This is a genomic window from Cupriavidus sp. C1SS-2L (genome assembly GCF_057073735.1).
On record NZ_CP172708.1, the window covers coordinates 1,562,006 to 1,582,076 of the forward strand.

Here is a 20,071-nt window from a genome sequence, read left to right on the forward strand (position 1 = left end):
ACCACAGGAGACACGCATGAACGCCCCGCAAGCCCATCCCGCAGCCGCCGACGAAATCGGCGCCGGCCTGTCCGAAGAGGTCAAGGCCCGCTACCGCAACCTGCCGCGGCCGCCGGAGTTCGACACGCCCGCGCAGGAACGCCTCCATCGCAAGCAACGCCTTGCCGCGGCGTTCCGGCTGTTTTCGAAGTTCGGCTTCGACGAAGGCGTCGCCGGCCACATCACGGCGCGCGATCCCGAGCATACCGACACGTTTTGGGTCAACCCGTTCGGCGTGCATTTCAGCCAGGTGAACGTGTCGAACCTGATCCGCTGCGACCATCACGGCAACGTGGTGGAAGGCGACTATCCGGTCAACGCAGCAGCCTTTGCAATCCATTCACGCGTGCACCAGACGCGTCCGGACGCGGTCGCCGCCGCGCACTCGCACAGCACGTATGGCCGCGCATGGTCCACGCTGGGCCGCCCGCTCGACCCGCTCACGCAGGACGTCTGCGCGTTCTATAACGACCATGCCGTCTATGACGATTTCGGCGGCGTGGTGGTGGAGCTGGACGAGGGCCAGCGCATTGCCAATGCGCTGGGATCGAACAAGGCCGCCATCCTGCAGAACCATGGGCTGCTGACGGTCGGTAAGACCGTCGACGAGGCCGCGTGGTGGTTCATCACGATGGAGCGCTCGTGCCAGGTGCAATTGCTGGCGGAAGCCGCTGCCGCGCGCACCAATGCGCCGCTCAAGTTCATCTCCGAGGCCGCAGCGAGCCAGGCCTATTCGATCGTCGGTACCGCGCAGGCGGGCTGGTTCCAATTCCAGCCGCTGTACGCCCGCATCGTCAAAGAACAGCCCGACCTGCTGGACTGAAACCATGGCCCCGTTCACCGGCAGGGTGGTACTGATCACGGGTGCGTCGGACGGCATTGGCGCGGAACTCGCGATGCTGCTGGCACAGCAGGGCGCCCGGCTCGCACTGGCCGCGCGCCGCCTGGACATGCTGCATGCGCTGGCCAGCCGCATCCAGGCCATGCACCCGCATGCCGAGGTCGCCGTATGGCGCACCGATGTGTCCGATGAGTCCGCCTGCACGCGCCTCGTTGCGGACGTCGTTGCGTATTACGGCGGCCTTGACGTGCTGGTCAACAACGCCGGCGTATCCGCGCACGGCTACTTCGAGCAGGTGTCCGACTACGGCTATTACGAGACCGTCATGCGCGTGAACTACTTCGGCGCGATGTGGTGCACGCGCGCTGCCTTGCCTCACTTGCGCGCGCGCCGTGGCCAGATGGTGGCCGTATCGAGCCTGGCCGGCAAGGTCGGCGTGCCAGGGCGTACCGCGTATTCGGCCAGCAAGTTTGCACTGGCGGGCTTCTGCGAAGCGCTGCGCTGCGAGCTGCACGGCAGCGGCGTCGATATCTGCGTGGTGTTTCCTGGCGTGGTCGCGACGGATACGCGGGTCAACGGCTTCGGCCCCGATGGCCGCGCGCTTGGCGAAAGCCGGCTGCGTGAGGACGATGCCATGACCGCGCAGGAATGCGCGCGCCAGATGCTGGCCGCGATGACCGCGCGCAAGCGCGAACTGGTGATGACGGCTAAAGGCCGGCTGGGGCAGTGGCTTAAGTTGCTGGCTCCGGCGATGGTGGATCGCATGGCACTGAAGGCGCTGAAACAGGCAGGCCGCTGAGCCGGGCCAAAGAAGGTCCGATAAGGACCTGTACACGACATAGCGAGAGGGGACAAACACATGAATCAATTCGAAGGCCGAGTGGCCGTCATCACGGGTGGCGCGTCCGGTTTCGGCAAGGAGTTCGCACGCATCGGTACCGGGCTGGGCATGAAGCTGGTGCTGGCCGATGTCCAGCAGGATGCGCTGGATGCAACCGTGGCCGAACTGAGGGGACAAGGCGCGGATGTGATCGGCTTGCGCACTGATGTTTCGCGCGGCGAGCAGGTGCAGGCGCTGGCCGATGCGGCCATGGAGCGCTTCGGGCAGGTCAACCTGCTGTTCAACAACGCGGGCGTTGGCGCGGGCGGCCTGTTGTGGGAGAACTCGCTGAAGGACTGGGAGTGGGTCCTGGGCGTGAACCTGTATGGCGTGGTCCACGGCGTGCGCATCTTCACGCCGCTGATGCTGGCCGCGGCCGCCAAGGATCCGACCTATCAGGCCCACATCGTCAACACGGCCTCGATGGCCGGCATGCTGAGCCCGCCGGCCATGGGCGTGTACAACGTATCGAAGCATGCCGTGGTGACGCTGACCGAAACGCTCTACCAGGACCTGGGCCTCGTCACGGAGCAGGTGCGTTGCTCGGTGCTGTGCCCGTACTTCGTGCCGACCGGCATCAACCAGTCGCAGCGCAACCGTCCCGCGGACCTGACCAACGATGCGCCGCCCACGCGTTCGCAGATGGTGTCGCAGGCGCTGACGGACAAGGCGGTCACGTCGGGCAAGGTCACGGCCGAGGACGTGGCACAGAAGACCTTCGATGCGATTCGTGCGGAAAGCTTCTATATTTATTCGCACCCGCAGGCCCTCGCGCCCGTGCAGCAACGTTTCGAGGACATCATCGGCCAGCGCAATCCCGGCGATCCGTTCGCGGACAAGCCCGAGGTACGCGCAGGACTGGTTGCCGCGCTGCGCGGCTGATCGACGAACCAACCACACGAGGCCCGCGCATGGAGACCCCCATGACCGCTCCCGCCGTCATCCGTCATCTGCAGTTCGCCAACCTGCCAAATGGCACGCGCCTGCACTACGCCAGCGCCGGAGAGCGCGGCAAGCCGCTGATGCTGTTCGTGCATGGATTCCCGGAATTCTGGTTCGAATGGGAAGCGCAGCTTGCCGAATTCGGCCGCACCCATTTCGCGGTCGCACCGGACCTGCGCGGCTTCAACCTGTCGAGCAAGCCCGAAGCGGTAGAGGCCTACCGCCCGCGCCATATCGTCGAGGACCTGGTGCAGTTCATCGGCGCCCTCGGGTATGAGCGTTGCATCGTGGTTGCGCATGACTGGGGTGGGGCTGTCTGCTGGAACCTTGCCATTCAGTTTCCGCAACTGGTCGAGCAACTGGTCATCATCAATTCACCGCATCCGTATCTGTTCGCGAAGGCGTTGGTCAACGATCCGCAGCAGCAGGCAGCGTCGGCCTATATGAACTGGCTGCGCCGGCCAGGTTCTGAAGCGGTGCTTGCCGCAAACAACTTCGCCATGCTGGAAAGCATGCTGACGGCCGGCGGCGAGCAGCCCGCACCGTGGTTCAGCGGCGATACGCGCGAGAAGTATCTGGCGGCCTGGGCGCAGCCTGGCGAAGGCAGCGCGCATTCGTTGTCGGGCGGGGTCAACTATTACCGTGCGTCGCCGATGCATCCGCCCGGGCCGGGAGAGGCGCCACCGGACATCTCGCGGCTCGATCCGGCGGCGTTCGTAGTTCGCGTGCCTACGTTCGTGATCTGGGGAGAGAGGGACCGGGCGCTGCCCAAGTCATTGCTGGACGGGTTGGATCAGTTCGTGCCGGATATGCGGCTAGAGCGCATTCCGGATGGCACGCATTGGGTAGTGCATGAGGAGCCGGAACTGGTGAGCCGGTTGATTCGTAGTGCTTTGAAGTAGGTTGGTGGGTTCTGGTCGGACTGGGGCGCCGCCGACTTCTGTCGCTCGGACAAGAAGTAAGTCGCCGGCTACGCCGGCGAAACAGCGGCGCCGGTCAAGGGCGATAACCCAGACTCGACCAGAAGCCCGCACTCACGCTAACCTCTCGCGATAGAGCCGATAATTCTCTTCATCAAAACAAACAAACGTCACCTGCTCAATCCCCGGCGCCGCGGCCAGCGCCTCACGCACGGCCCGAATGGCAATATCCGCCGCGCGCTCGCGCGGAAAGCCATAGATGCCTGTGCTGATATTCGGAAACGCCACCGTACGCAGATGATGCTCGGCTGCAAGCCGAATACTGTTTCGATACGCGCTTGCCAGTTGCTGATCTTCATCCCGCGAACCGCCATGCCATACCGGCCCGACCGCATGAATCACGTAAGGCGCCGGCAGCAGCCCGCCGGTGGTGATCACCGCTTCGCCGGTCGGGCAGCCGCCCTGTGCGTCGCGGATGGCCTTGCAGGCCGCCATGATCGCGGGGCCGCCGGCCCCGTGGATCGCGCCATCCACGCCGCCCCCGCCTAGCAGCCCGCTATTCGCCGCATTGACGACGGCATCAACTTCCATCCGGGTGATGTCTCCATGCACAACCTGCAAGTGTTCACCTGTCATTCGCTGTCTCCCGCAGTGGATGAATGTCCCGGGCCGGCCAGGGCCAGGCAGGCCTACATGGACGCTCCAAGCATACGCCGATAATCCGCCGCGCTGGCCTCTTTTGGATTGGTCTTGTGGCAGTGGTCGAGCAGGGCGCCCGCAATCACCTTGTCGAACATGTCTTCGGTGACGCCCATCTGGCGCAGCCCGGTCGGCAGCCCCAGCCGGGCCGTCATGTCGTGCACGGCCTGGGCGACGTCGGCGCCTTCGGGCAGGTGCATGGCGCGGCGCAGGCGCGCGTAGCGGTCGTCGCGCACCACGGTGGGCGCGTCGGCGTTGAAGCGCAGCACCGCGGGCATGACCACCGCGTTGAGGGTGCCGTGGTGCAGGCCGGTCTTGCCGTCGATCTTCAGTCCGCCGAGCGGGTGCGACAGCGAATGCACGCAGCCAAGGCCCTTCTGGAACGCCATGGCGCCCTGCATCGACGCGCTCATCATGTTGAGCCGCGCGTCGCGGTCCTTGCCGTCGCGCGTGGCGCGTTCGATGTGGGCCCAGCCTCGCTCCAGGCCATCCAGCGCAATGCCGTCGGCGGGCGGGTTGAAGGCAGGTGCCAGGAAGGTCTCGACGCAATGGGCAATGGCGTCCATGCCGGTCGCGGCGGTCAGGCCCGCAGGCAGCCCCAGCGTGAGTTCCGGGTCGCAGATGGCCGATTTCGGCAGCAGGTGCCACGAATGGAAGCCGAGCTTGCGCCCGTCTTCGAGGATGATGATCGCGCCGCGCGCCACTTCGCTGCCGGTGCCCGATGTGGTCGGCACGGCGATCAGCGGCGCGGCGCGCTCGGTGATCTTCGTGCTGCCGCCTTCGATGGTGGCGTAGGTCGTCAGTTCGCCCGGGTGCGTGGCGATGATCGCGATGCCCTTGGCGAGATCGATCGACGAACCGCCGCCGACCGCCACGAGCCCGTCGCAGCCTGCGTCACGGTACTGCTCGGCGGCCTTGCGCACCATGGCTTCGGTTGGATTCGACGGCGTCTCGTCAAACACCGCCACCGGCAGGCCCTGCATCGCGTCGATCGCTCGCTGTGCCACGCCGGCTGCGACCACGCCCTTGTCGGTCACTAGCAGCGGGCGGCGGATGCCGATGCGTTCACATTCGGCCTTCAGCAGGCTCACGGCGCCGAAGTCGAGATGAATGTGCGTCAGATAGTAGATAAAGGCCATGGTTCGCTGTCTCCTGCGGCGATCTGCCGCGAATTTTGCATTCTGAGAAAAACTGGCCAAGCGGATGAACTAGGGCGATCATCGCCCAGAAACACCCACTCGCGGGCACGCATCGGGGTTATTTCGTAATGTCTGCTTCTTGAAACACTGGCATGATACTGAAATCGAACGACCGTTCACAATTCGAACTTGCCCCGACGTCGGGGGAAGCCCCGAGTCATAGTGCGGCTGCCCAACAGGCCCCGCCCATGCTGTATCGACGCCAGTATCTGCCATGTCTGCCGTAACCTCCGCCTCGTCCGCTGTGCCGGCCAGCCAGTCTGTCGCTGGCATGCCTGCCGTGCCGCTCGACCCGCAGGCAGCGGCGCTGCTCGACCTGATTGCACGCGCCAAGCGGCCACCCATTCATGTGATGGACGTGGAGGACGCCAAGATCGCCTACGAGAAGAGTGCGCCCATCCTTGATATCTCGCCGCTGCCCATGCATGCGGTCGACGATCTCCACGTCTGCGCGCGCGACGGCCATGGGATTCCGGTGCGCCTGTACGCGCCGCGCGAGGCCAGTTGGGCCGATCCGCTGCCGATGCTCGTGTACTTTCACGGCGGCGGATTCACGGTCGGAAGCGTCAATTCCCACGACGCGCTGTGCCGCATGCAGGCTGCGCATGCCGACTGTATGGTGCTGTCGGTCGACTACCGCCTCGGACCGCAATGGCGCTTCCCGACCGCGGCCAACGACGCCTTCGACGTGCTGCACTGGGTCTTCGAAGAGGCCGCCCGGCTCGGCGCCGACCCCGCGCGTATTGCGCTGGGCGGGGACAGTGCCGGCGGCACGCTTGCCACGGCATGCGCCGTGCATGCGCGCGACAGCGGGCTGGCGCCCGTGCTGCAGTTGCTGATCTATCCCGGCACCTGCGCGCGGCAGGACACGCCGTCGCACGGGGCATTGGCGGAGGGCTATCTGCTCACGGCGGACATGATCCAGTGGTTCTTCTCGCATTACCTCGATCAGGAATCGAGCCGCGACGACTGGCGCTTTGCTCCGCTCGATGGCGGCGGCAGTGGTGCAGATGTGCGCGGCTGCTGTCCGGCGTGGATTGCCGTGGCCGGCTATGACCCGCTGCATGACGAAGGTGTGGCCTACGCCGATAAATTGCGCGCGGCGGGCGTGACGGTCACGCTGGCCGACTATGCTGGCATGATCCACGACTTTTTCAAGATGGGCCGCTTCGTGCCTGCCGTGGCGCAGGCGCATGCCGATGCCGTGGCGGCGCTCCGGGCCGCTTTCGGCACCGGGCAGTAACGCCGGGCCGCGGCACGAATCACACGAATTGCGGTCCGAACTCAAAAACTTTCAGCAGTGACTTGCAGCACAAGGAGACATCGTCAAATGCAACGCCGCCAATTCATCGCCCGTGCGGGCCTCGCCGCAGCCACCGCCGCACTGGGTCTTGCCGCCGTGCCCGCGTATGCGCAGGCAGAGAAATTCCCGCAACGTCCGATCCGCCTGGTCATCGGCTATACAGCAGGCGGTTCCACGGATATCCCGTTCCGCGTGCTGGCCGATAACGCATCGAAAATCCTCGGCCAGCCCGTCATCGTGGAGAACAAGCCCGGAGCCGGCGGCGTGCTGCCGGCCCAGATGATGCAATCGACCGCGCCTGACGGCTACACGCTGGCGCAAGTCGCGATGCCGGTCTACCGCCTGCCGTACACCACCAAGATCAACTGGGATCCGGTCAAGGACCTGAGCTACATCATCAACCTGGCGGGTTACTCGTTCGGCCTCGTGGTGCCGGCGGATTCGCCGATCAAGACCATGCAGGAGTACATCGCCTACGCCAAGGCCAACCCGGGCAAGCTGACCTACGGCTCGCCGGGCAGCATGACCACGCTCCACCTGACCATGGAAGAGCTGGCGCTGAAGCAGGGCGTGCAGTTCTCGCACATTCCGTACAAGGGCAATTCGGAATCGATGCAGGCGCTGCTCGGCGGCCATGTGATGTCCGTGGCCGACACGCCGGCGTGGGCGCCATACGTGGAGCAGGGCAAGCTGCGCCTGCTGTCCACCTGGGGCGAGAAGCGTTCGGCGCGCTTCCCCAACGTGCCGACGCTGAAGGAACTGGGCATGGGCATCGTGCAGACCTCGCCGTTTGGTCTGGTGGCGCCGAAGGGCACTGATCCGAAGATCGTGCAGAAACTGCATGATGCGTTCAAGAAGGCCATGGAAATGCCGAACTACCGCGAATCGCTGGCCAAGTTCGACATGGAGCCGTACTACATGAACAGCGCGCAGTACGCGCAGTTTGCCGCGGATACGGTGAAGAAGGAAAAGGCCATCATCGAAAAGCTGGGCCTGGCCAAGCCGCAATAAATCCGCAGGCATTTTTCTGCACCACGGCTCAGGCCGCCACGCTGCCTGCAACAGGCGGGGTGGCGGCCTGATTGCCATGTACAAGCCAGATCAGAGGAGACCAGCCAGATGGCCAAAGAAGATTTCCGCCACAGCATGCCGTTGCGCGTGCGGTGGGCCGAAGTCGATCCGCAGTCGATCGTTTTCAACGCGCATTACCTCACATACTGCGATATCTGCGTCACCGAATACTGGCGCGATGCCGGCATCCGGTATCCGGAGGACGTGCTGCACGCGCATGGCGTCGATATCTTCGTGGTCAAGTCGACGCTCGAATACCATGCGTCGGCGCGTTTTGACGATGTGCTCGACATCCGTGGCCGCATGGCGCGCATGGGGCGTTCGAGCATGCTGTTCCGCGTGGAGATGTACCGTGGCGACGAACACCTGATCACCGGCGAGATCGTCTATGTGTGCGCGGATCCGGAGTCGAAGACGTCGGCGCCGATTCCGGGGCCGGTGCGGGAGACGATCGCGGCGTATGAGGTGGTGAAGCCGGCCGGGTGACACCGACCGCCAGCAGAACTATCCCGCTGGTTTGCTCCCCTCTCCCGTTCGCGGAAGAGGGGACTGGTCGTCGGTAGATGCGAAGGCGTTGGCAGTAGCAAAGCCTTGTGGCTTACTTCGCCAACCCCGCATCCTCCCTATACGCCCGAATCACTTCATCAAAGCTCGCATCGCTCTGGAACCCGAGCGACACCGCACGCTCTGCATTCCACGCCGCCGGCCACGTGCCGACGATCTTCTCGATGCGTTCCTCGCGTTGCCACGTGACACGGTCAGCCACGGCATCGCCCGCGACGCGGCGCAGCGCTTCGACCATGCCTGCCGCCGTGACGGACAGCCCCGGAAGATTCACCACGCGGCGATTGCCGAGCCGCTCCCCGTCCAGCTCGATGCCGTTGACCAGCGCCGCCACGGCCGCGCGCGGCGACAGCAGCCACAACGGCGTGTCCGCCGCCACCGGGCAATTGGCTTCTACCCCCGACAGCGGCTCACGAATGATGCCGCTCGCAAACGACGAGGCTGCCGCATTGGGCTTGCCGGGCCGCACGCTGATGGTCGGCAGGCGCAGTACGCGCCCGTCGACAAAACCGCGACGGCTGTAGTCGGACAGCAGCAATTCGCCGATGGCCTTCTGCACGCCGTACGACGATTGCGGGTTCAGCGCGGTATCGTCCTGCACCACGGGCGGCAGCTCGCCGCCATAGACTGCGACCGAGCTGGTGAACAACACACGCGGCTTGTGGCCGAGCTCGCGGCACGTTTCGAGCAGCGCGCGCGAAGCGTCGAGGTTCACGCGCATGCCGAGCTCAAAGTCGGCTTCGGCCTGGCCCGACACCACGGCGGCAAGATGGAAGATGGCGCCTGTATCGGCGTCAATGGCCTGCGCGAGCACGGCAGGGTCCGACAGGTCGCCGGTCACCACGCGAACACGCGCGTCATCGAGGCCTTGCGGCGCAACGACGTCGAGCAGCGTCAGGCGGTCGAAGGCGACCGCCTTGCCATCCAGGTTCAGGGAGCCGCGCTGCAACAGCAGGCGCGCCAGTTGCAGGCCGAGGAAGCCGGCGCCGCCGGTAATCAGTACGTTCATGGCAATGCTTCTCAGAGGGTTCAGCGCTTCAGGTACGGCTTGATCCAGCCCAGGCCGGCCGAGGTGCCGGCGCGCGGCCGGTATTCGCAGCCGATCCAGCCCTGGTAGCCGAGGCTGTCGATCGCATCGAACAGGTAGGGGTAGTTCAGTTCGCCGATGTCCGGCTCGTGGCGCTCCGGCACGCCGGCGATCTGGATATGGCCGATGCCGGCGAAGTCGCGCTGCAGTTTCTTCGTGACATCGCCTTCGACGATCTGGCAGTGGTAGCAGTCGAACTGCACCTTCAGGTTCGCGGCGCCGACTTCCTTGCAGATGGCCTGGCCGTCGTCCTGGCGGTTCAGGAAATAGCCGGGCATGTCGCGTGTGTTGATCGGCTCGATCAGCACGGTGATGCCTTGGGCGGCAGCGGCCTTCGCGGCGTAGGCCAGGTTTTCCAGATAGGTGGCACGACAGCGCGCGAGGTCGGTATCGGCGGGAATCAGGCCGGCCATCACGTGGACACGGTCATTGCCGATCACGCCGGCGTATTCGAGCGCGCGGCCGAAGGCATCGCGGAACTCGGCTTCGCGGCCGGGCAGGGCGGCAATGCCGCGCTCGCCTGCGGCCCAGTCGCCCGGCGGCGCATTGAACAGCGCCTGCACGAGGCCGCTGGCGTCGAGTCGCGCACGCAGTTCGGCGGCCGGGTACTCGTACGGGAACAGGTACTCGACGGCCTGGAAGCCGTCCGCCGCGGCAGCGGCGAAGCGGTCCAGGAAGTCGTGCTCCGTGTACATCATCGAAAGGTTGGCGGCGAAACGCGGCATGGTTGGATTCCAGTTGTGAGTCTTTAAAGCGGCGGATCAGCGGTTGACCAGCTTGGCCGGCGTCAGCCACACGAGCACCGCGGCAATGACCAGGATCGCGGAAAGCACATACATGGGCAGCTGCGTGCTGTGGGTCATGTCTTTCAGCGCACCGATCATGTACGGCGACACGAAACCGGCCAGGTTGCCCACCGAGTTGACCACCGCGATGCCCGAGGCCGCGGCGATGCCCGACAGAAACGCGGTCGGCAGCGACCAGAACAGCGGCGCGCAGGTCAGTACGCCAGCGGCAGCCACGGACAGCGCGGCGATGGCCACGGTCGTATTGTCGGTAAACGAAGCCGCAACCGCAAAGCCCGCGGCACCCATCAGCGCAGGCACGATCAGGTGCCAGCGGCGCTCGCGGCGCGCGTCGGCGCTGTGGCCGAGGATATTCATCACGACGACCGCACACAGAAACGGAATCGCCGACAGCAGGCCGATATTGAAGTTGCCGGTCACGCCGCTCGCCTTGACCAGCGTGGGCATCCAGAACGTCAGCGCGTACTGGCCGGTGACGAAGCAGAAGTAGATCAGGCACATCCACCAGACGCGGCTGTCGCTGAAGACGGCGCCGAGCGAATGGCCATGCGCCTTGCCGGAGGCCGCGCCCGCGTTCTGCTGGTCTTCCTCGATATTGCGCTTGAGCACGCGCTTCTCGTCGGCGTCGAGCCACGGCGCCTTGTCGATGCCGTCGCGCAGCACGAAGACGGTTACCACGCCGATCACGAATGCGGGCAGGGCTTCGATCACGAACATCCATTGCCAGCCGCGCAGGCCGTGGGTATCGTTGAACGCGTCCATGATCCATCCCGACAGCGGGTTGCCGAACATGCCGGCCACTGGAATGCCCGACATGAAAAGGGCGATCATCTTCGCGCGACGGTTGGCCGGGTACCAGTAGGTCAGGTACAGGATCACACCCGGGTAGAAGCCTGCTTCGGCCAGGCCGAGCAGGAAGCGCATCACGTAGAACTGTGTCGGCGTCTGCACGAACATGAACAGTGACGAGATGATGCCCCACGTGATCATGATGCGCGCTATCCATATGCGCGCGCCGAGCTTGTGCATCAGCAGGTTGCTAGGCAACTCGAACAGGAAGTAGCCGATGAAGAAAAGACCGGCGCCAAGGCCGAACACGGTCTCGGAAAAGGCCAGGTCCTGGCCCATCTGCAGCTTGGCGAAGCCGACATTGACGCGATCGAGGTACGCGATCACGTAGCACAGCATCAGGAAAGGCATGATGCGCCAGAACACCTTGTTATAGGCGCGTTTTTCGACCTGGGCGTCGGCATCGAGCCGGGCATTGGCGCCCAGGCTGTCGTAGGCGGGCACGCTGGCCGCGGGTTGGTTGGGATTCACGGTGGTCTCCGGTTCGGGTTTCGAGGGCGCGCGTGTTCTCCGCGCGGCAGCCTTGTGGCTGCTGCGCACGGGATCGCGTCTGTATTAGTGGGGTACTGCTGCGATGGTCTACCAGCGGGCCTGGAAGGTCTCCCGTAGTTCAGCCAGAGCGCTCTCGCCGAGCGCGGCGCGGGCCGCGAAGCCCGGCATGTCTTTCATCATCATCCAGAGCTTCGCGGTCTCTTCCAGCTCTTCGAGCGCGAACGCTGCGCGCGAGACGCTGGATTCCCACACCACGGGACCGAGTCGCTCGAGCATCACGCCGCGCACCTTGTTGGCAAGCGAGGCGACACGCGCCGCCACGGCCGGATCGCCCGGCCGGTGGTACGGGATCATCGGGATATGACCGACCTTCATCACGTAGTAAGGCGTGAGCGGCGGCACGATATCGTCGGGCTGCCACACGCCGGCCAGCGTCAATGCGACAAGATGCGTCGAGTGCGTGTGCACGACTGCCTTCGCCTCGGCATTGTGGTCGTAGATGGCACGGTGCAGCGTCAGCGTCTTCGACGGCTTGTCGCCGGACACCCAGTTGCCATCTGCGGATACCTTCGCCACGGCAGCCGGATCCATCATGCCGAGGCACGCGTCGGTCGGCGTGATCAGCCAGCCGTCATCAAGCCGCGCGCTGATATTGCCGGCCGAGCCAACGGTATAGCCGCGCTGGTACAGGCTAGCGCCGATGCGGCAGATCTCTTCGCGCAGCTTGCTTTCCTGGCTCATCACTGGCCTCCGAGTTGCGCGAGCGCTTCGGCGAAGAAGTCCTCGCCGCCGAAGTTGCCCGATTTCAACGCTAGCGCGAGGGGCTGCGCATCGAGCGTGACGGTCGCGGGCACGCCCGGCGCGATCTGTGCGCCGATACGCAATGCGCGGACGCCAAGCGCCTGCACGACGGCGCCGGAAGTCTCGCCACCCGCGACGACAAAGCGGCGCGTGCCACGTGCGAGCAGGCCTGCGGCGATGCCGGCCAGCGCTTGTTCGACCAGATGACCGGCACGTTCCACGCCGAGTTCGGCCTGCACGGCTTTGACTTCATCGGGACTGGAGGTCGCGTAGATCAGCACTGGCTCGTCATGGTTCGCGGCGAAGGCAAGCGCTGTATCCACAATGGCTTCGCCGCGTGCGAGCGCGAGCGGATCGATGCGCAGCGCGGGACGGCCCTGTTCGAGCCAGCGTGCCACCTGTCCGTTCGTCGCACGAGAGGCGCTGCCGGCCAGCACTACGCCATGGCCGTCGACACGCGGGACGGACGCGGCATCGCCGCGCTGCGGCAGCAGGCCTGCGCGGCGGAAGTTCTCGGGCAGGCCGAGCGCGATGCCCGACCCGCCAGTGATCAGCGGCAGGTTCGCGCATGCTTCGCCAAGGGTGAACAAGTCGGCGTCGGACACGGCGTCGGCAATCGCAAGGTGATTGCCATCGGCGCGCAGCGCTTCGATGCGCGCTGTCGTGGCAGCGGGACCCAGTGCAACAGCGTCATAGCGCAGCAGACCGACCTTCGCTTTGCTCTGCCGCTGCAGCACGCGCACAAGGTTTGCGTCGCGCATCGGCGTGAGCGGATGGTTCTCCATGCCCGATTCGTTCAGCAGTCCATCGCCGACAAACAGGTGGCCGCGGAAAATGGTGCGTCCATTCTCGGGGAAGGCCGGGCAGGCGATCGTGAAATCGCTGTCCAGTGCCGCGAGCAGGGCTTCGGCGACCGGGCCGATATTGCCAGCGTCGGTCGAATCGAACGTCGAGCAGTACTTGAAAACGAACTGCCGGCAGCCCTGCGCGCGCAGCCATTGGAGTGCGGCCAACGATTGCGACACGGCGTCGGCGGCGGGAATGGTGCGCGACTTCAGTGCGACCACGATTGCATCGGCCTGGCCGACGTCCCGTACGGCGTGCGCGTCGGGCACGCCGATCGTCTGCACAGTGCGCATGCCGTTGCGCACGAGCGCATTGGCGAGGTCGGTGGCGCCGGTGAAGTCGTCGGCGATGCAGCCGAGCAGCGGGCGATCTTGTTGCTGGATGGCGGTCATGACGTGCTTCGCCTCACTCTGCCTTGGCCGGCAGTTCGATGCCGGGGAAGATCTTGATCACGGCGGAATCGTCTTCGCCGCCGTGGCCGGCGGTGGAGGCCATCATGAACATCTGGTGCGCGGCGGCGGACAGCGGCAGCGGGAATTTGCTGGTGCGCGCGGTATCGAGCACCATGCCGAGGTCCTTGACGAAGATATCGACTGCGGACAGCGGCGTGTAGTCGCCCGACAGGATATGCGGCACGCGGTTCTCGAACATCCACGAATTGCCGGCGCTATGGGTGATGACGTCGTACAGCGCATCCGGGTCCACACCTTCGCGCAGGCCCAGTGCCATGGCCTCCGCCGCGGCGGCGATATGCACGCCCGCCAGAAGCTGGTTGATGATTTTGACCTTGGAGCCGGCACCATGCGCGTTGCCCAGGCGGTAGACCTTGCCGGAGATCGCGGCCAGCACGTCCTCGGCCCGCGAATACGCTTCGGCGGGGCCGGACGTCATCATGGTCATCTCGCCGCTGGCCGCCCGCGCCGCGCCCCCGGACACCGGGGCATCGAGCAGCAGGATGCCTTGCTCGCCCAGGCGACGGCCCAGCGCTTCGGCAAACGAGGGCGGCACGGTCGCGCTCGCGATCACCAGCGTGCCGGGGCGCATCGTCGTGGCGGCACCGTCGGCACCGAACAGCACGGCCTCGGTCTGCTGGGCGTTGACTACCAGCGTGATCACGACATCGCAGCGGCTGCCCAGTTCGGCGGGGCTTGCGCACGGCACGCCGCCGGCGTCGGCAAAACGCTGCAGCACGTCGGGCCGAAGGTCGCAGGCGTGCACGGTAAATCCGGCTCGCAGCAGCGACTGCGCGACACCGTTGCCCATGGCGCCAAGGCCGATTACGCCGATATTCCGGGACATAGAAAACTCCTGATGCAGGTAAGGCAGGTCAATCGATAGGGCGGCGCCGGCTTAGCTGGCGATGCCGGGACGCTCGTCGTCCGCTTCGTCCTGGCCGAGCTGGGACAGGCGGCGGGCGGCGTTGTACATGTGGTTCTGCGCGGCATTGCGCGCGGCCAGCGCGTCGCCGGCGCGAATCGCGGCGACGATGGCCTGGTGTTCCTCGCGCACCTGGCGCGTGAAGTCGGCGCGGCGCGCTTCGTTGGTCCGCGTCACCCGCGTGGCGGCTTCCAGGTACTGGCTCAGGAACTCCAGCGTTTTCAAGAAATAGGGATTGCCCGTGGCCGTGGCAATCGCGCGGTGGAAGGCCACGTCGGCCGCGACGCCGTCGCCCCCCTCGGCCACTTCCGCGTCAAGGCGGGCCAGCGCGGTGTCGATCGCCGTCATGGTGGCATCGGTGCGGCGGCGTGCCGCCTGCGCCGCCACCTCGGCCTCAATGGCACGGCGCAGTTCGACGATCTGCAGCACCGAGTCGAGCGTGCCGGTGTCGGTGTAGTCGATCCGCAGCGGGCGGATACCGGCCTGTTCGGTCACGAACACGCCGCTGCCCTGGCGCGACTCGACTACGCCTTCGTACTTGAGCCGCGAGATCGCTTCGCGGATAACGGTGCGGCTGACGCCGAATTCTTCGGACAGTACGGCTTCGGTCGGCAGCTTGTCGCCCCGTGCGAAAGCGCCGCTTTGGATCTTGTCGAGCAGTTGCTCGGCGACGTTGTCGGTCAGGGCGCGGGCAGGTACTTTTTGGAACACGGCGTCATCGGGTTATACGGTAGTCAGGTCATCATACAAATTTAAAGGTGATATGGTACTGAGCGTAAACCCTGATTTGGTGCTTGCCGCACTACACCGGTGCGGCCAACGGGGGCCGGATTGTGGCGTATCATGGCGGCCGCTGGCTGCCATACCCGTAGCCCGGCTCGCCTTTACGTCATTTTCCCCGCATCGCCATGCCTGTCTCCGTCCTGATCTGCCCTTGGTCCGAAGCCCGTGAACGCGCGCGCGCCATCCGCTACACCGTATTTGTCGAAGAGCAGGGCGTGCCGGTTGAGCTCGAGTGGGACGAATGGGATGAGCCGAGCTGGCATGCGCTGGCGCTGGCCGACGATGGCACGCCGGTCGCCACAGGCCGCCTGTTGCCGGATGGCCATATCGGCCGCATGGCAGTGCTCGGCTCGGTGCGCGGCACCGGGGTTGGCGCGCTGGTGCTGGAAGCGCTGATGCAGAAGGCCGTTGAACTGGGCTACCCGGAGCTCGTGCTCAATGCACAGACGCATGCCGCGCCGTTCTATGCGCGCGTCGGCTTTGCGCAGGTCGGGGATGAGTTCGAGGAGGCCGGCATCCCCCACGTGGAGATGCGCAAGCGGCTGGGCGCCTGATCAGCGCGGCGCTGGTACGGTGCCCGTGTCGCGCGCCAGGTTTAGCTTGCCGCGGTAGGAAACCTCGCCGGTCTGACCGCTCGCATCAAAGCTGCGCTCGCTGAGGTCGAAGCGGCCGTCATGGCGCACGCGCAGCACGGTACTCGCGCGCGTGCCGTAGTTGCCCGAGCGGATAAACGCCGACGACAGCAGTTTCTCCCACTCGGGAGCGACGCCGGTCGACGGTAGCTCGAAGTCGGCAGCCTGCCGGTTATCGGCGAGCAGTTTCAGATAGGGTTCCGCGCTGGCATTGGCATGGCCGGTATCGGCCGCAAGCACTTCCGCAAGCGCGCCCACGCGGCTGCGTACCTTTGGCCACGGTGTATCGAGTAGCGCATTGGACAGCCCGTACAGCCCCGGGCGCAGCCGCTGCGGCTGGCGCGAGGCAGAGCGGTTGCTGTACCACCAGAGTTCGTTCAGGTCGCTGGCCAGCAAGTTGAAGCCGTTGTAGCAGCCATCGGCGCCTGCCAGCGTGCCGAGGTAGTCCGCAGGCGCGTCATGCCCGCGCAGGAAGCCGGACACCAGTTCGCCGCGCGAACGCGCATCGGTGCGTTTTTCCGATGGGGCGCGATAGTTCGTCAGTGCAGCAAAGCGGCCATCTCCGCCTACACCCATCCAGGTGCCGGGCTCGCCGATCACCTCGGCCAGGTCGCGGCCGGCCAGCACGTGGGAGGCATCCTGCCACCAGTGCGCCGGCGCGGCGGGGCGCGCATAGAATTCGTCGCGATTGCCGGCCACCACCAGGGCATAGTCCGGGTGTGATTGCCAGGCAACCAGGATCAGGCACATTGCTTTGCTTCCTTCCGTTACGGCGCAGAACCAACTGCGACGACCCTAGAGCAGGTCCAGGTCGATGAAGTGCTCGACCTGGCGCTCGCCATCGACCCATTGATCGAGTCCGCTCTGGCGCCACAATCCGGCAAGCGTGGCGTCAAAGGCGGGCGGGACATCGGCATAGCATTCCATCCAGGTCTGCACGCCGGCGCGGGTTTCCGGCCTGCGCATCAGCGTACCACCAATTCCGGTCGCTTCGGCAACCGTCTCCATCCAGCGATGCCAGTGCGGCAGCGCTTCGGTTGCCAGCGCTTCGGGGACGCGGAAATAGACGAAGACGTGATCGCTCATGGCAGCGTCCTGGGGTCAGCCGGCGGCCTGCGTGGCTTCCGGCAGCGGTACTTCGTAGGGGAGTTCGCCCACCGTCAGCGCGGCGCCTTCGGCGCTGCCCAGATGCAGGGCCGACGCGGCCGCATCGATCTTCAGTTCGGCCAGGCCCGCCCAGCCGCCTTGCGGGGCGGGGGCGGCGTTCACGACCATGCCGCACGGCTGCTGCGGATCTTCCGGGCGGAAGATCTCCGTAGCGGGCGCCGGCACGGCGCCGTCGCCCTGCACCAGCCACATGCGGCGCTTGAGCGTGCCGCGGTACTGGCTGCGCGCCACGATTTCCTGGCCCGGGTAGCAGCCCTTGCGGAAATTGACGCCGCCGACCAGTTCGAAGTTGATCATCTGCGGCACGAACTGTTCCTGCGTCGCGGTGACGATGCGCGGGATGCCGGACTGGACATCGAGCCAGTCCCAGAACGCGGAGTCGGCGTCCGCCAATTCCCCGCTCAGCGCGGCACGGAATTCTCCGGCGCGTTCGGCCGGCAACACGGCTTGCCAGCGAGGCTGGCCAGCAGCGTCCGGCAGGCGGATAACGGTTGCGCTTTCAACGCTGGCCGTGCCGAACACTGCGTCGGGCGCGGGCAGTCCGGCCTTGGCCAGTGCTTGGGCGGCTTGCGGACCCGCCGCGCCCACCACGGCCACGACAGGAGACATGTCGCTGAGCTTGGCCTTGGCGCGCAGGACGAACATGCTCAGGCGCTTCTGCAGCGCTGGCTGGATGTCGTCTGACAGTTGCAGCACGATGCCGTCCGCATCGCGCCACATCAGGAAGCTGGCCTGCAGGCGGCCCTTGGGCGAGCAATAGCCGGCCAGGCGGGCAGCGCCGGGGCCGAGGTCTTCGACCGCGTTGGTCAGCTGCGTGTGCAGGAAGGCAGCGGCATCATCGCCCGCCACGCGGATCCATCCGAGCCCGGCCGGTGCGCAGACAACGCCACGATTCTGCAAGGCGTCAAAGCTGGCGGAGAGGTTGTTGGCTGGGGCATTCATTTCAGGCATTCCGATCAGGCAATTGGGTGCATTGGACTGGTGCGCGCCGCGGTTCACCGACCGGCAAAGTCGTGGCCGCGCAAGGCTCCCGGTATTATATGAGGCTGCCGGCATTTCAGCCGGCGCCGGCAGCGCGCGGCTGGGACATCACCCGCAGTCCGGACGCTGCCGCGACCGAACGGATTTCATGACACGTCTTTTTCTACGCCTGGGACTGCTCGTCCTCGTTCTTGCCCTGGCTGCCGCCGGCGCTTTCGCGTGGTGGGCCAACCAGCCGCTGGGCCTGTCCGCCTCGCCTGTCGAAGTCGTCATCAAGCCGAATTCCGGTGTCGCCAGCGTCGGCCGCCAGCTCCAGCGCGGCGGCGTGAGCATGGACCCGCGCCTGTTCCAGTTGCTGGCGCGGCTGACCGGCCATGGTCCGGACCTGAAGGCAGGCGGCTATACATTCGAAACGGGCATTACGCCGATGGGTGTGGTCGGCAAGCTCGCACGCGGCGAAGTCACGCACTATGTCGTCACCGTGATCGAGGGCTGGGAATTCCGCAAGATGCGCGCCGCGGTGGATGCCAGCCCGGCTCTGCGCCATGACACGAAGGACATGTCGGACGCCGATCTGATGAAGGCGATTGGCGCCACGGAAGATGCCCCGGAAGGGCTCTTCTTCCCCGACACCTACCTGTTCGCGCGCGGCAGCAGCGATATCGAGCTGTACCGCCATGCCTACAAGGCCATGCAGCGGCGGCTGAACGAGGCCTGGAACGCGCGCTCCGCGGACCTGCCGTACAAGACCCCGTACGAGGCGCTGGTGATGGCGTCGATCGTCGAGAAGGAAACCGGCCAGGCCACCGAGCGCCCGATGATCGCCGCGGTGTTTGTCAACCGCCTGCGCAAGAACATGATGCTCCAGACCGACCCGACCGTGATCTACGGCATTGGCGAGCGCTTCGACGGCAACCTGCGCAAGCGCGACCTGCAGACCGACACGCCGTACAATACCTACACCCGTACCGGCCTGCCGCCCACGCCGATCGCGCTGCCGGGCCTGGCTTCGCTGGCCGCGGCTACCGCGCCGGCCCCGTCCGATGCGCTGTATTTCGTGGCGCGCGGCGACGGTACCAGCCATTTCTCCAATACGCTTCCCGAACACAACCGCGCGGTAGATCAGTACCAGCGCGGCAAATAAGCATCCATGCGCGGAAAATTCATTACCTTCGAAGGCATCGACGGCGCCGGCAAGAGCACCCATATCGGCGCGGTGGCGGCGCGGCTGCGCGAGCGCAAGGACATCCCGGCCGTTGTCACCACGCGCGAGCCGGGCGGTACGCCGCTGGGAGAGGACCTGCGACAGATCCTGCTGCACCGCAAGATGCACCTGGAAACCGAAGCGCTGCTGATGTTCGCGGCGCGCCGCGAACACATCGCGGAGGTCATCGAACCGGCGCTGGCACGTGGCGACTGGGTGATCTCGGACCGATTCACCGATGCCACGTTTGCTTACCAGGGCGGCGGAAGAGGGCTGGCCACGTCCCGGCTCGAAACGCTGGAAACGTGGGTACAGGACGGCCTGCAGCCGGACCTGACGCTGCTGTTCGATGTGCCGCTGGAAACCGCGAGCGAGCGCCTGGCCGGCGCGCGCGAGCCCGACAAGTTCGAGGCGGAATCGCGCGCGTTCTTCGAGCGTACGCGGGCCGAGTACCTGCGCCGCGCCGCGCAGGCGCCCGAACGCTTCCGCGTGATCGACGCCACGCAGAGCATTGAAGCCATTCGCGTCGAACTTGAAAAGATCATCTCAACGCTTTGATTTTCCAGCTTTATATTGATCGATAATAAT

22 protein-coding genes are annotated in these 20,071 nt (G+C 65.8%); 10 read left to right on the forward strand and 12 right to left on the reverse strand.

Going from position 1 to position 20,071, the window contains the following annotated elements:
- The first annotated feature begins 16 nt into the window (after window positions 1-16).
- The 4 genes from ACIGJG_RS07325 to ACIGJG_RS07340 are packed head-to-tail and all read left to right on the forward strand — an operon-like array spanning window position 17 to window position 3,604.
- Complete coding sequence (locus ACIGJG_RS07325) at window positions 17-862, forward strand: class II aldolase/adducin family protein (protein ID WP_011297582.1); 846 nt, start codon at window positions 17-19, stop codon at window positions 860-862.
- A gap of 4 nt (window positions 863-866) precedes the next feature.
- The gene (locus tag ACIGJG_RS07330; protein ID WP_483672954.1) at window positions 867-1,679 is read left to right on the forward strand and encodes an SDR family oxidoreductase; all 813 of its coding nucleotides are present in this window, start codon (window positions 867-869) and stop codon (window positions 1,677-1,679) included.
- A 60-nt stretch (window positions 1,680-1,739) separates the two neighbouring features.
- Window positions 1,740-2,642 (forward strand): SDR family oxidoreductase, encoded by a 903-nt coding sequence (locus ACIGJG_RS07335; RefSeq protein WP_483672955.1) that lies wholly within the window; start codon window positions 1,740-1,742, stop codon window positions 2,640-2,642.
- Between the two features lie 29 nt (window positions 2,643-2,671).
- Window positions 2,672-3,604: an alpha/beta fold hydrolase gene (locus ACIGJG_RS07340; RefSeq protein ID WP_483672956.1), complete on the forward strand. Its 933-nt coding sequence runs from the start codon at window positions 2,672-2,674 to the stop codon at window positions 3,602-3,604.
- A gap of 132 nt (window positions 3,605-3,736) precedes the next feature.
- Here the strand turns inward: ACIGJG_RS07340 and ACIGJG_RS07345 are convergent, their stop codons facing one another.
- Together ACIGJG_RS07345 and ACIGJG_RS07350 are read right to left on the reverse strand one after the other, a co-directional pair.
- Window positions 3,737-4,258 (reverse strand): O-acetyl-ADP-ribose deacetylase, encoded by a 522-nt coding sequence (locus ACIGJG_RS07345; protein ID WP_011297586.1) that lies wholly within the window; start codon window positions 4,256-4,258, stop codon window positions 3,737-3,739.
- A 53-nt stretch (window positions 4,259-4,311) separates the two neighbouring features.
- On the reverse strand, window positions 4,312-5,460 hold the full coding sequence (locus ACIGJG_RS07350; RefSeq protein WP_011297587.1) for an iron-containing alcohol dehydrogenase: 1,149 nt from the start codon (window positions 5,458-5,460) through the stop codon (window positions 4,312-4,314).
- A 274-nt stretch (window positions 5,461-5,734) separates the two neighbouring features.
- Here ACIGJG_RS07350 and ACIGJG_RS07355 point away from each other — a divergent pair, with 274 nt between their 5' ends.
- The 3 genes from ACIGJG_RS07355 (at window position 5,735) to ACIGJG_RS07365 (ending at window position 8,380) form a co-directional block, all read left to right on the forward strand.
- On the forward strand, window positions 5,735-6,763 hold the full coding sequence (locus tag ACIGJG_RS07355) for an alpha/beta hydrolase (RefSeq protein ID WP_483672958.1): 1,029 nt from the start codon (window positions 5,735-5,737) through the stop codon (window positions 6,761-6,763).
- Between the two features lie 87 nt (window positions 6,764-6,850).
- Window positions 6,851-7,834, forward strand: coding sequence for a tripartite tricarboxylate transporter substrate binding protein (locus ACIGJG_RS07360; RefSeq protein WP_483672959.1), 984 nt, complete (start codon window positions 6,851-6,853; stop codon window positions 7,832-7,834).
- Between the two features lie 108 nt (window positions 7,835-7,942).
- Window positions 7,943-8,380: a YbgC/FadM family acyl-CoA thioesterase gene (locus ACIGJG_RS07365; RefSeq protein WP_011297590.1), complete on the forward strand. Its 438-nt coding sequence runs from the start codon at window positions 7,943-7,945 to the stop codon at window positions 8,378-8,380.
- Window positions 8,381-8,492: 112 nt separating this feature from the next.
- Here ACIGJG_RS07365 and denD read toward each other — a convergent pair whose 3' ends face one another.
- The 7 genes from denD to ACIGJG_RS07400 all read right to left on the reverse strand — a co-directional run bounded on the left by denD (window position 8,493) and on the right by ACIGJG_RS07400 (window position 15,427).
- Window positions 8,493-9,467 carry a D-erythronate dehydrogenase gene (denD, locus tag ACIGJG_RS07370; protein WP_011297591.1) on the reverse strand — a complete coding sequence of 325 codons (975 nt, stop codon included), beginning with the start codon at window positions 9,465-9,467 and terminating at the stop codon, window positions 8,493-8,495.
- A gap of 20 nt (window positions 9,468-9,487) precedes the next feature.
- Window positions 9,488-10,270: a 2-oxo-tetronate isomerase gene (gene otnI / locus ACIGJG_RS07375; RefSeq protein WP_220631530.1), complete on the reverse strand. Its 783-nt coding sequence runs from the start codon at window positions 10,268-10,270 to the stop codon at window positions 9,488-9,490.
- Window positions 10,271-10,306: 36 nt separating this feature from the next.
- Window positions 10,307-11,671 (reverse strand): MFS transporter, encoded by a 1,365-nt coding sequence (locus ACIGJG_RS07380; RefSeq protein WP_483672960.1) that lies wholly within the window; start codon window positions 11,669-11,671, stop codon window positions 10,307-10,309.
- Between the two features lie 108 nt (window positions 11,672-11,779).
- Window positions 11,780-12,433 carry a 3-oxo-tetronate 4-phosphate decarboxylase gene (gene otnC / locus ACIGJG_RS07385; RefSeq protein WP_011297594.1) on the reverse strand — a complete coding sequence of 218 codons (654 nt, stop codon included), beginning with the start codon at window positions 12,431-12,433 and terminating at the stop codon, window positions 11,780-11,782.
- Window positions 12,433-13,731 (reverse strand): 3-oxo-tetronate kinase, encoded by a 1,299-nt coding sequence (gene otnK / locus ACIGJG_RS07390; RefSeq protein WP_483672961.1) that lies wholly within the window; start codon window positions 13,729-13,731, stop codon window positions 12,433-12,435. Before otnK ends, otnC begins: the two co-directional genes overlap by 1 nt.
- Window positions 13,732-13,744: 13 nt before the next feature.
- Window positions 13,745-14,638: an L-threonate dehydrogenase gene (gene ltnD, locus ACIGJG_RS07395; protein WP_483672962.1), complete on the reverse strand. Its 894-nt coding sequence runs from the start codon at window positions 14,636-14,638 to the stop codon at window positions 13,745-13,747.
- A 51-nt stretch (window positions 14,639-14,689) separates the two neighbouring features.
- The gene (locus ACIGJG_RS07400) at window positions 14,690-15,427 is read right to left on the reverse strand and encodes a FadR/GntR family transcriptional regulator (protein ID WP_483672963.1); all 738 of its coding nucleotides are present in this window, start codon (window positions 15,425-15,427) and stop codon (window positions 14,690-14,692) included.
- 197 nt (window positions 15,428-15,624) lie between these two features.
- Here ACIGJG_RS07400 and ACIGJG_RS07405 point away from each other — a divergent pair, with 197 nt between their 5' ends.
- The gene (locus ACIGJG_RS07405) at window positions 15,625-16,053 is read left to right on the forward strand and encodes a GNAT family N-acetyltransferase (RefSeq protein WP_483672965.1); all 429 of its coding nucleotides are present in this window, start codon (window positions 15,625-15,627) and stop codon (window positions 16,051-16,053) included.
- On the opposite strand, the gene ACIGJG_RS07410 is transcribed toward ACIGJG_RS07405, so the two are convergent.
- Genes ACIGJG_RS07410 through ygfZ form a run of 3 tightly spaced genes read right to left on the reverse strand, consistent with a single transcriptional unit; the run spans window position 16,054 to window position 18,240 of the window.
- Entirely contained in the window at window positions 16,054-16,881 is an 828-nt protein-coding gene (locus ACIGJG_RS07410) for an NRDE family protein (protein ID WP_140953363.1), read from the reverse strand.
- Window positions 16,882-16,926: 45 nt separating this feature from the next.
- Window positions 16,927-17,217: a DUF4936 family protein gene (locus ACIGJG_RS07415; RefSeq protein WP_483672967.1), complete on the reverse strand. Its 291-nt coding sequence runs from the start codon at window positions 17,215-17,217 to the stop codon at window positions 16,927-16,929.
- A 15-nt stretch (window positions 17,218-17,232) separates the two neighbouring features.
- Window positions 17,233-18,240 carry a CAF17-like 4Fe-4S cluster assembly/insertion protein YgfZ gene (ygfZ, locus tag ACIGJG_RS07420; protein WP_235679912.1) on the reverse strand — a complete coding sequence of 336 codons (1,008 nt, stop codon included), beginning with the start codon at window positions 18,238-18,240 and terminating at the stop codon, window positions 17,233-17,235.
- A 187-nt stretch (window positions 18,241-18,427) separates the two neighbouring features.
- Here ygfZ and mltG point away from each other — a divergent pair, with 187 nt between their 5' ends.
- Together mltG and tmk are read left to right on the forward strand one after the other, a co-directional pair.
- Complete coding sequence (gene mltG, locus ACIGJG_RS07425; RefSeq protein WP_011297602.1) at window positions 18,428-19,423, forward strand: endolytic transglycosylase MltG; 996 nt, start codon at window positions 18,428-18,430, stop codon at window positions 19,421-19,423.
- 6 nt (window positions 19,424-19,429) lie between these two features.
- Window positions 19,430-20,041, forward strand: coding sequence for a dTMP kinase (tmk, locus tag ACIGJG_RS07430; protein ID WP_011297603.1), 612 nt, complete (start codon window positions 19,430-19,432; stop codon window positions 20,039-20,041).
- The last annotated feature ends 30 nt before the right edge of the window (window positions 20,042-20,071 follow it).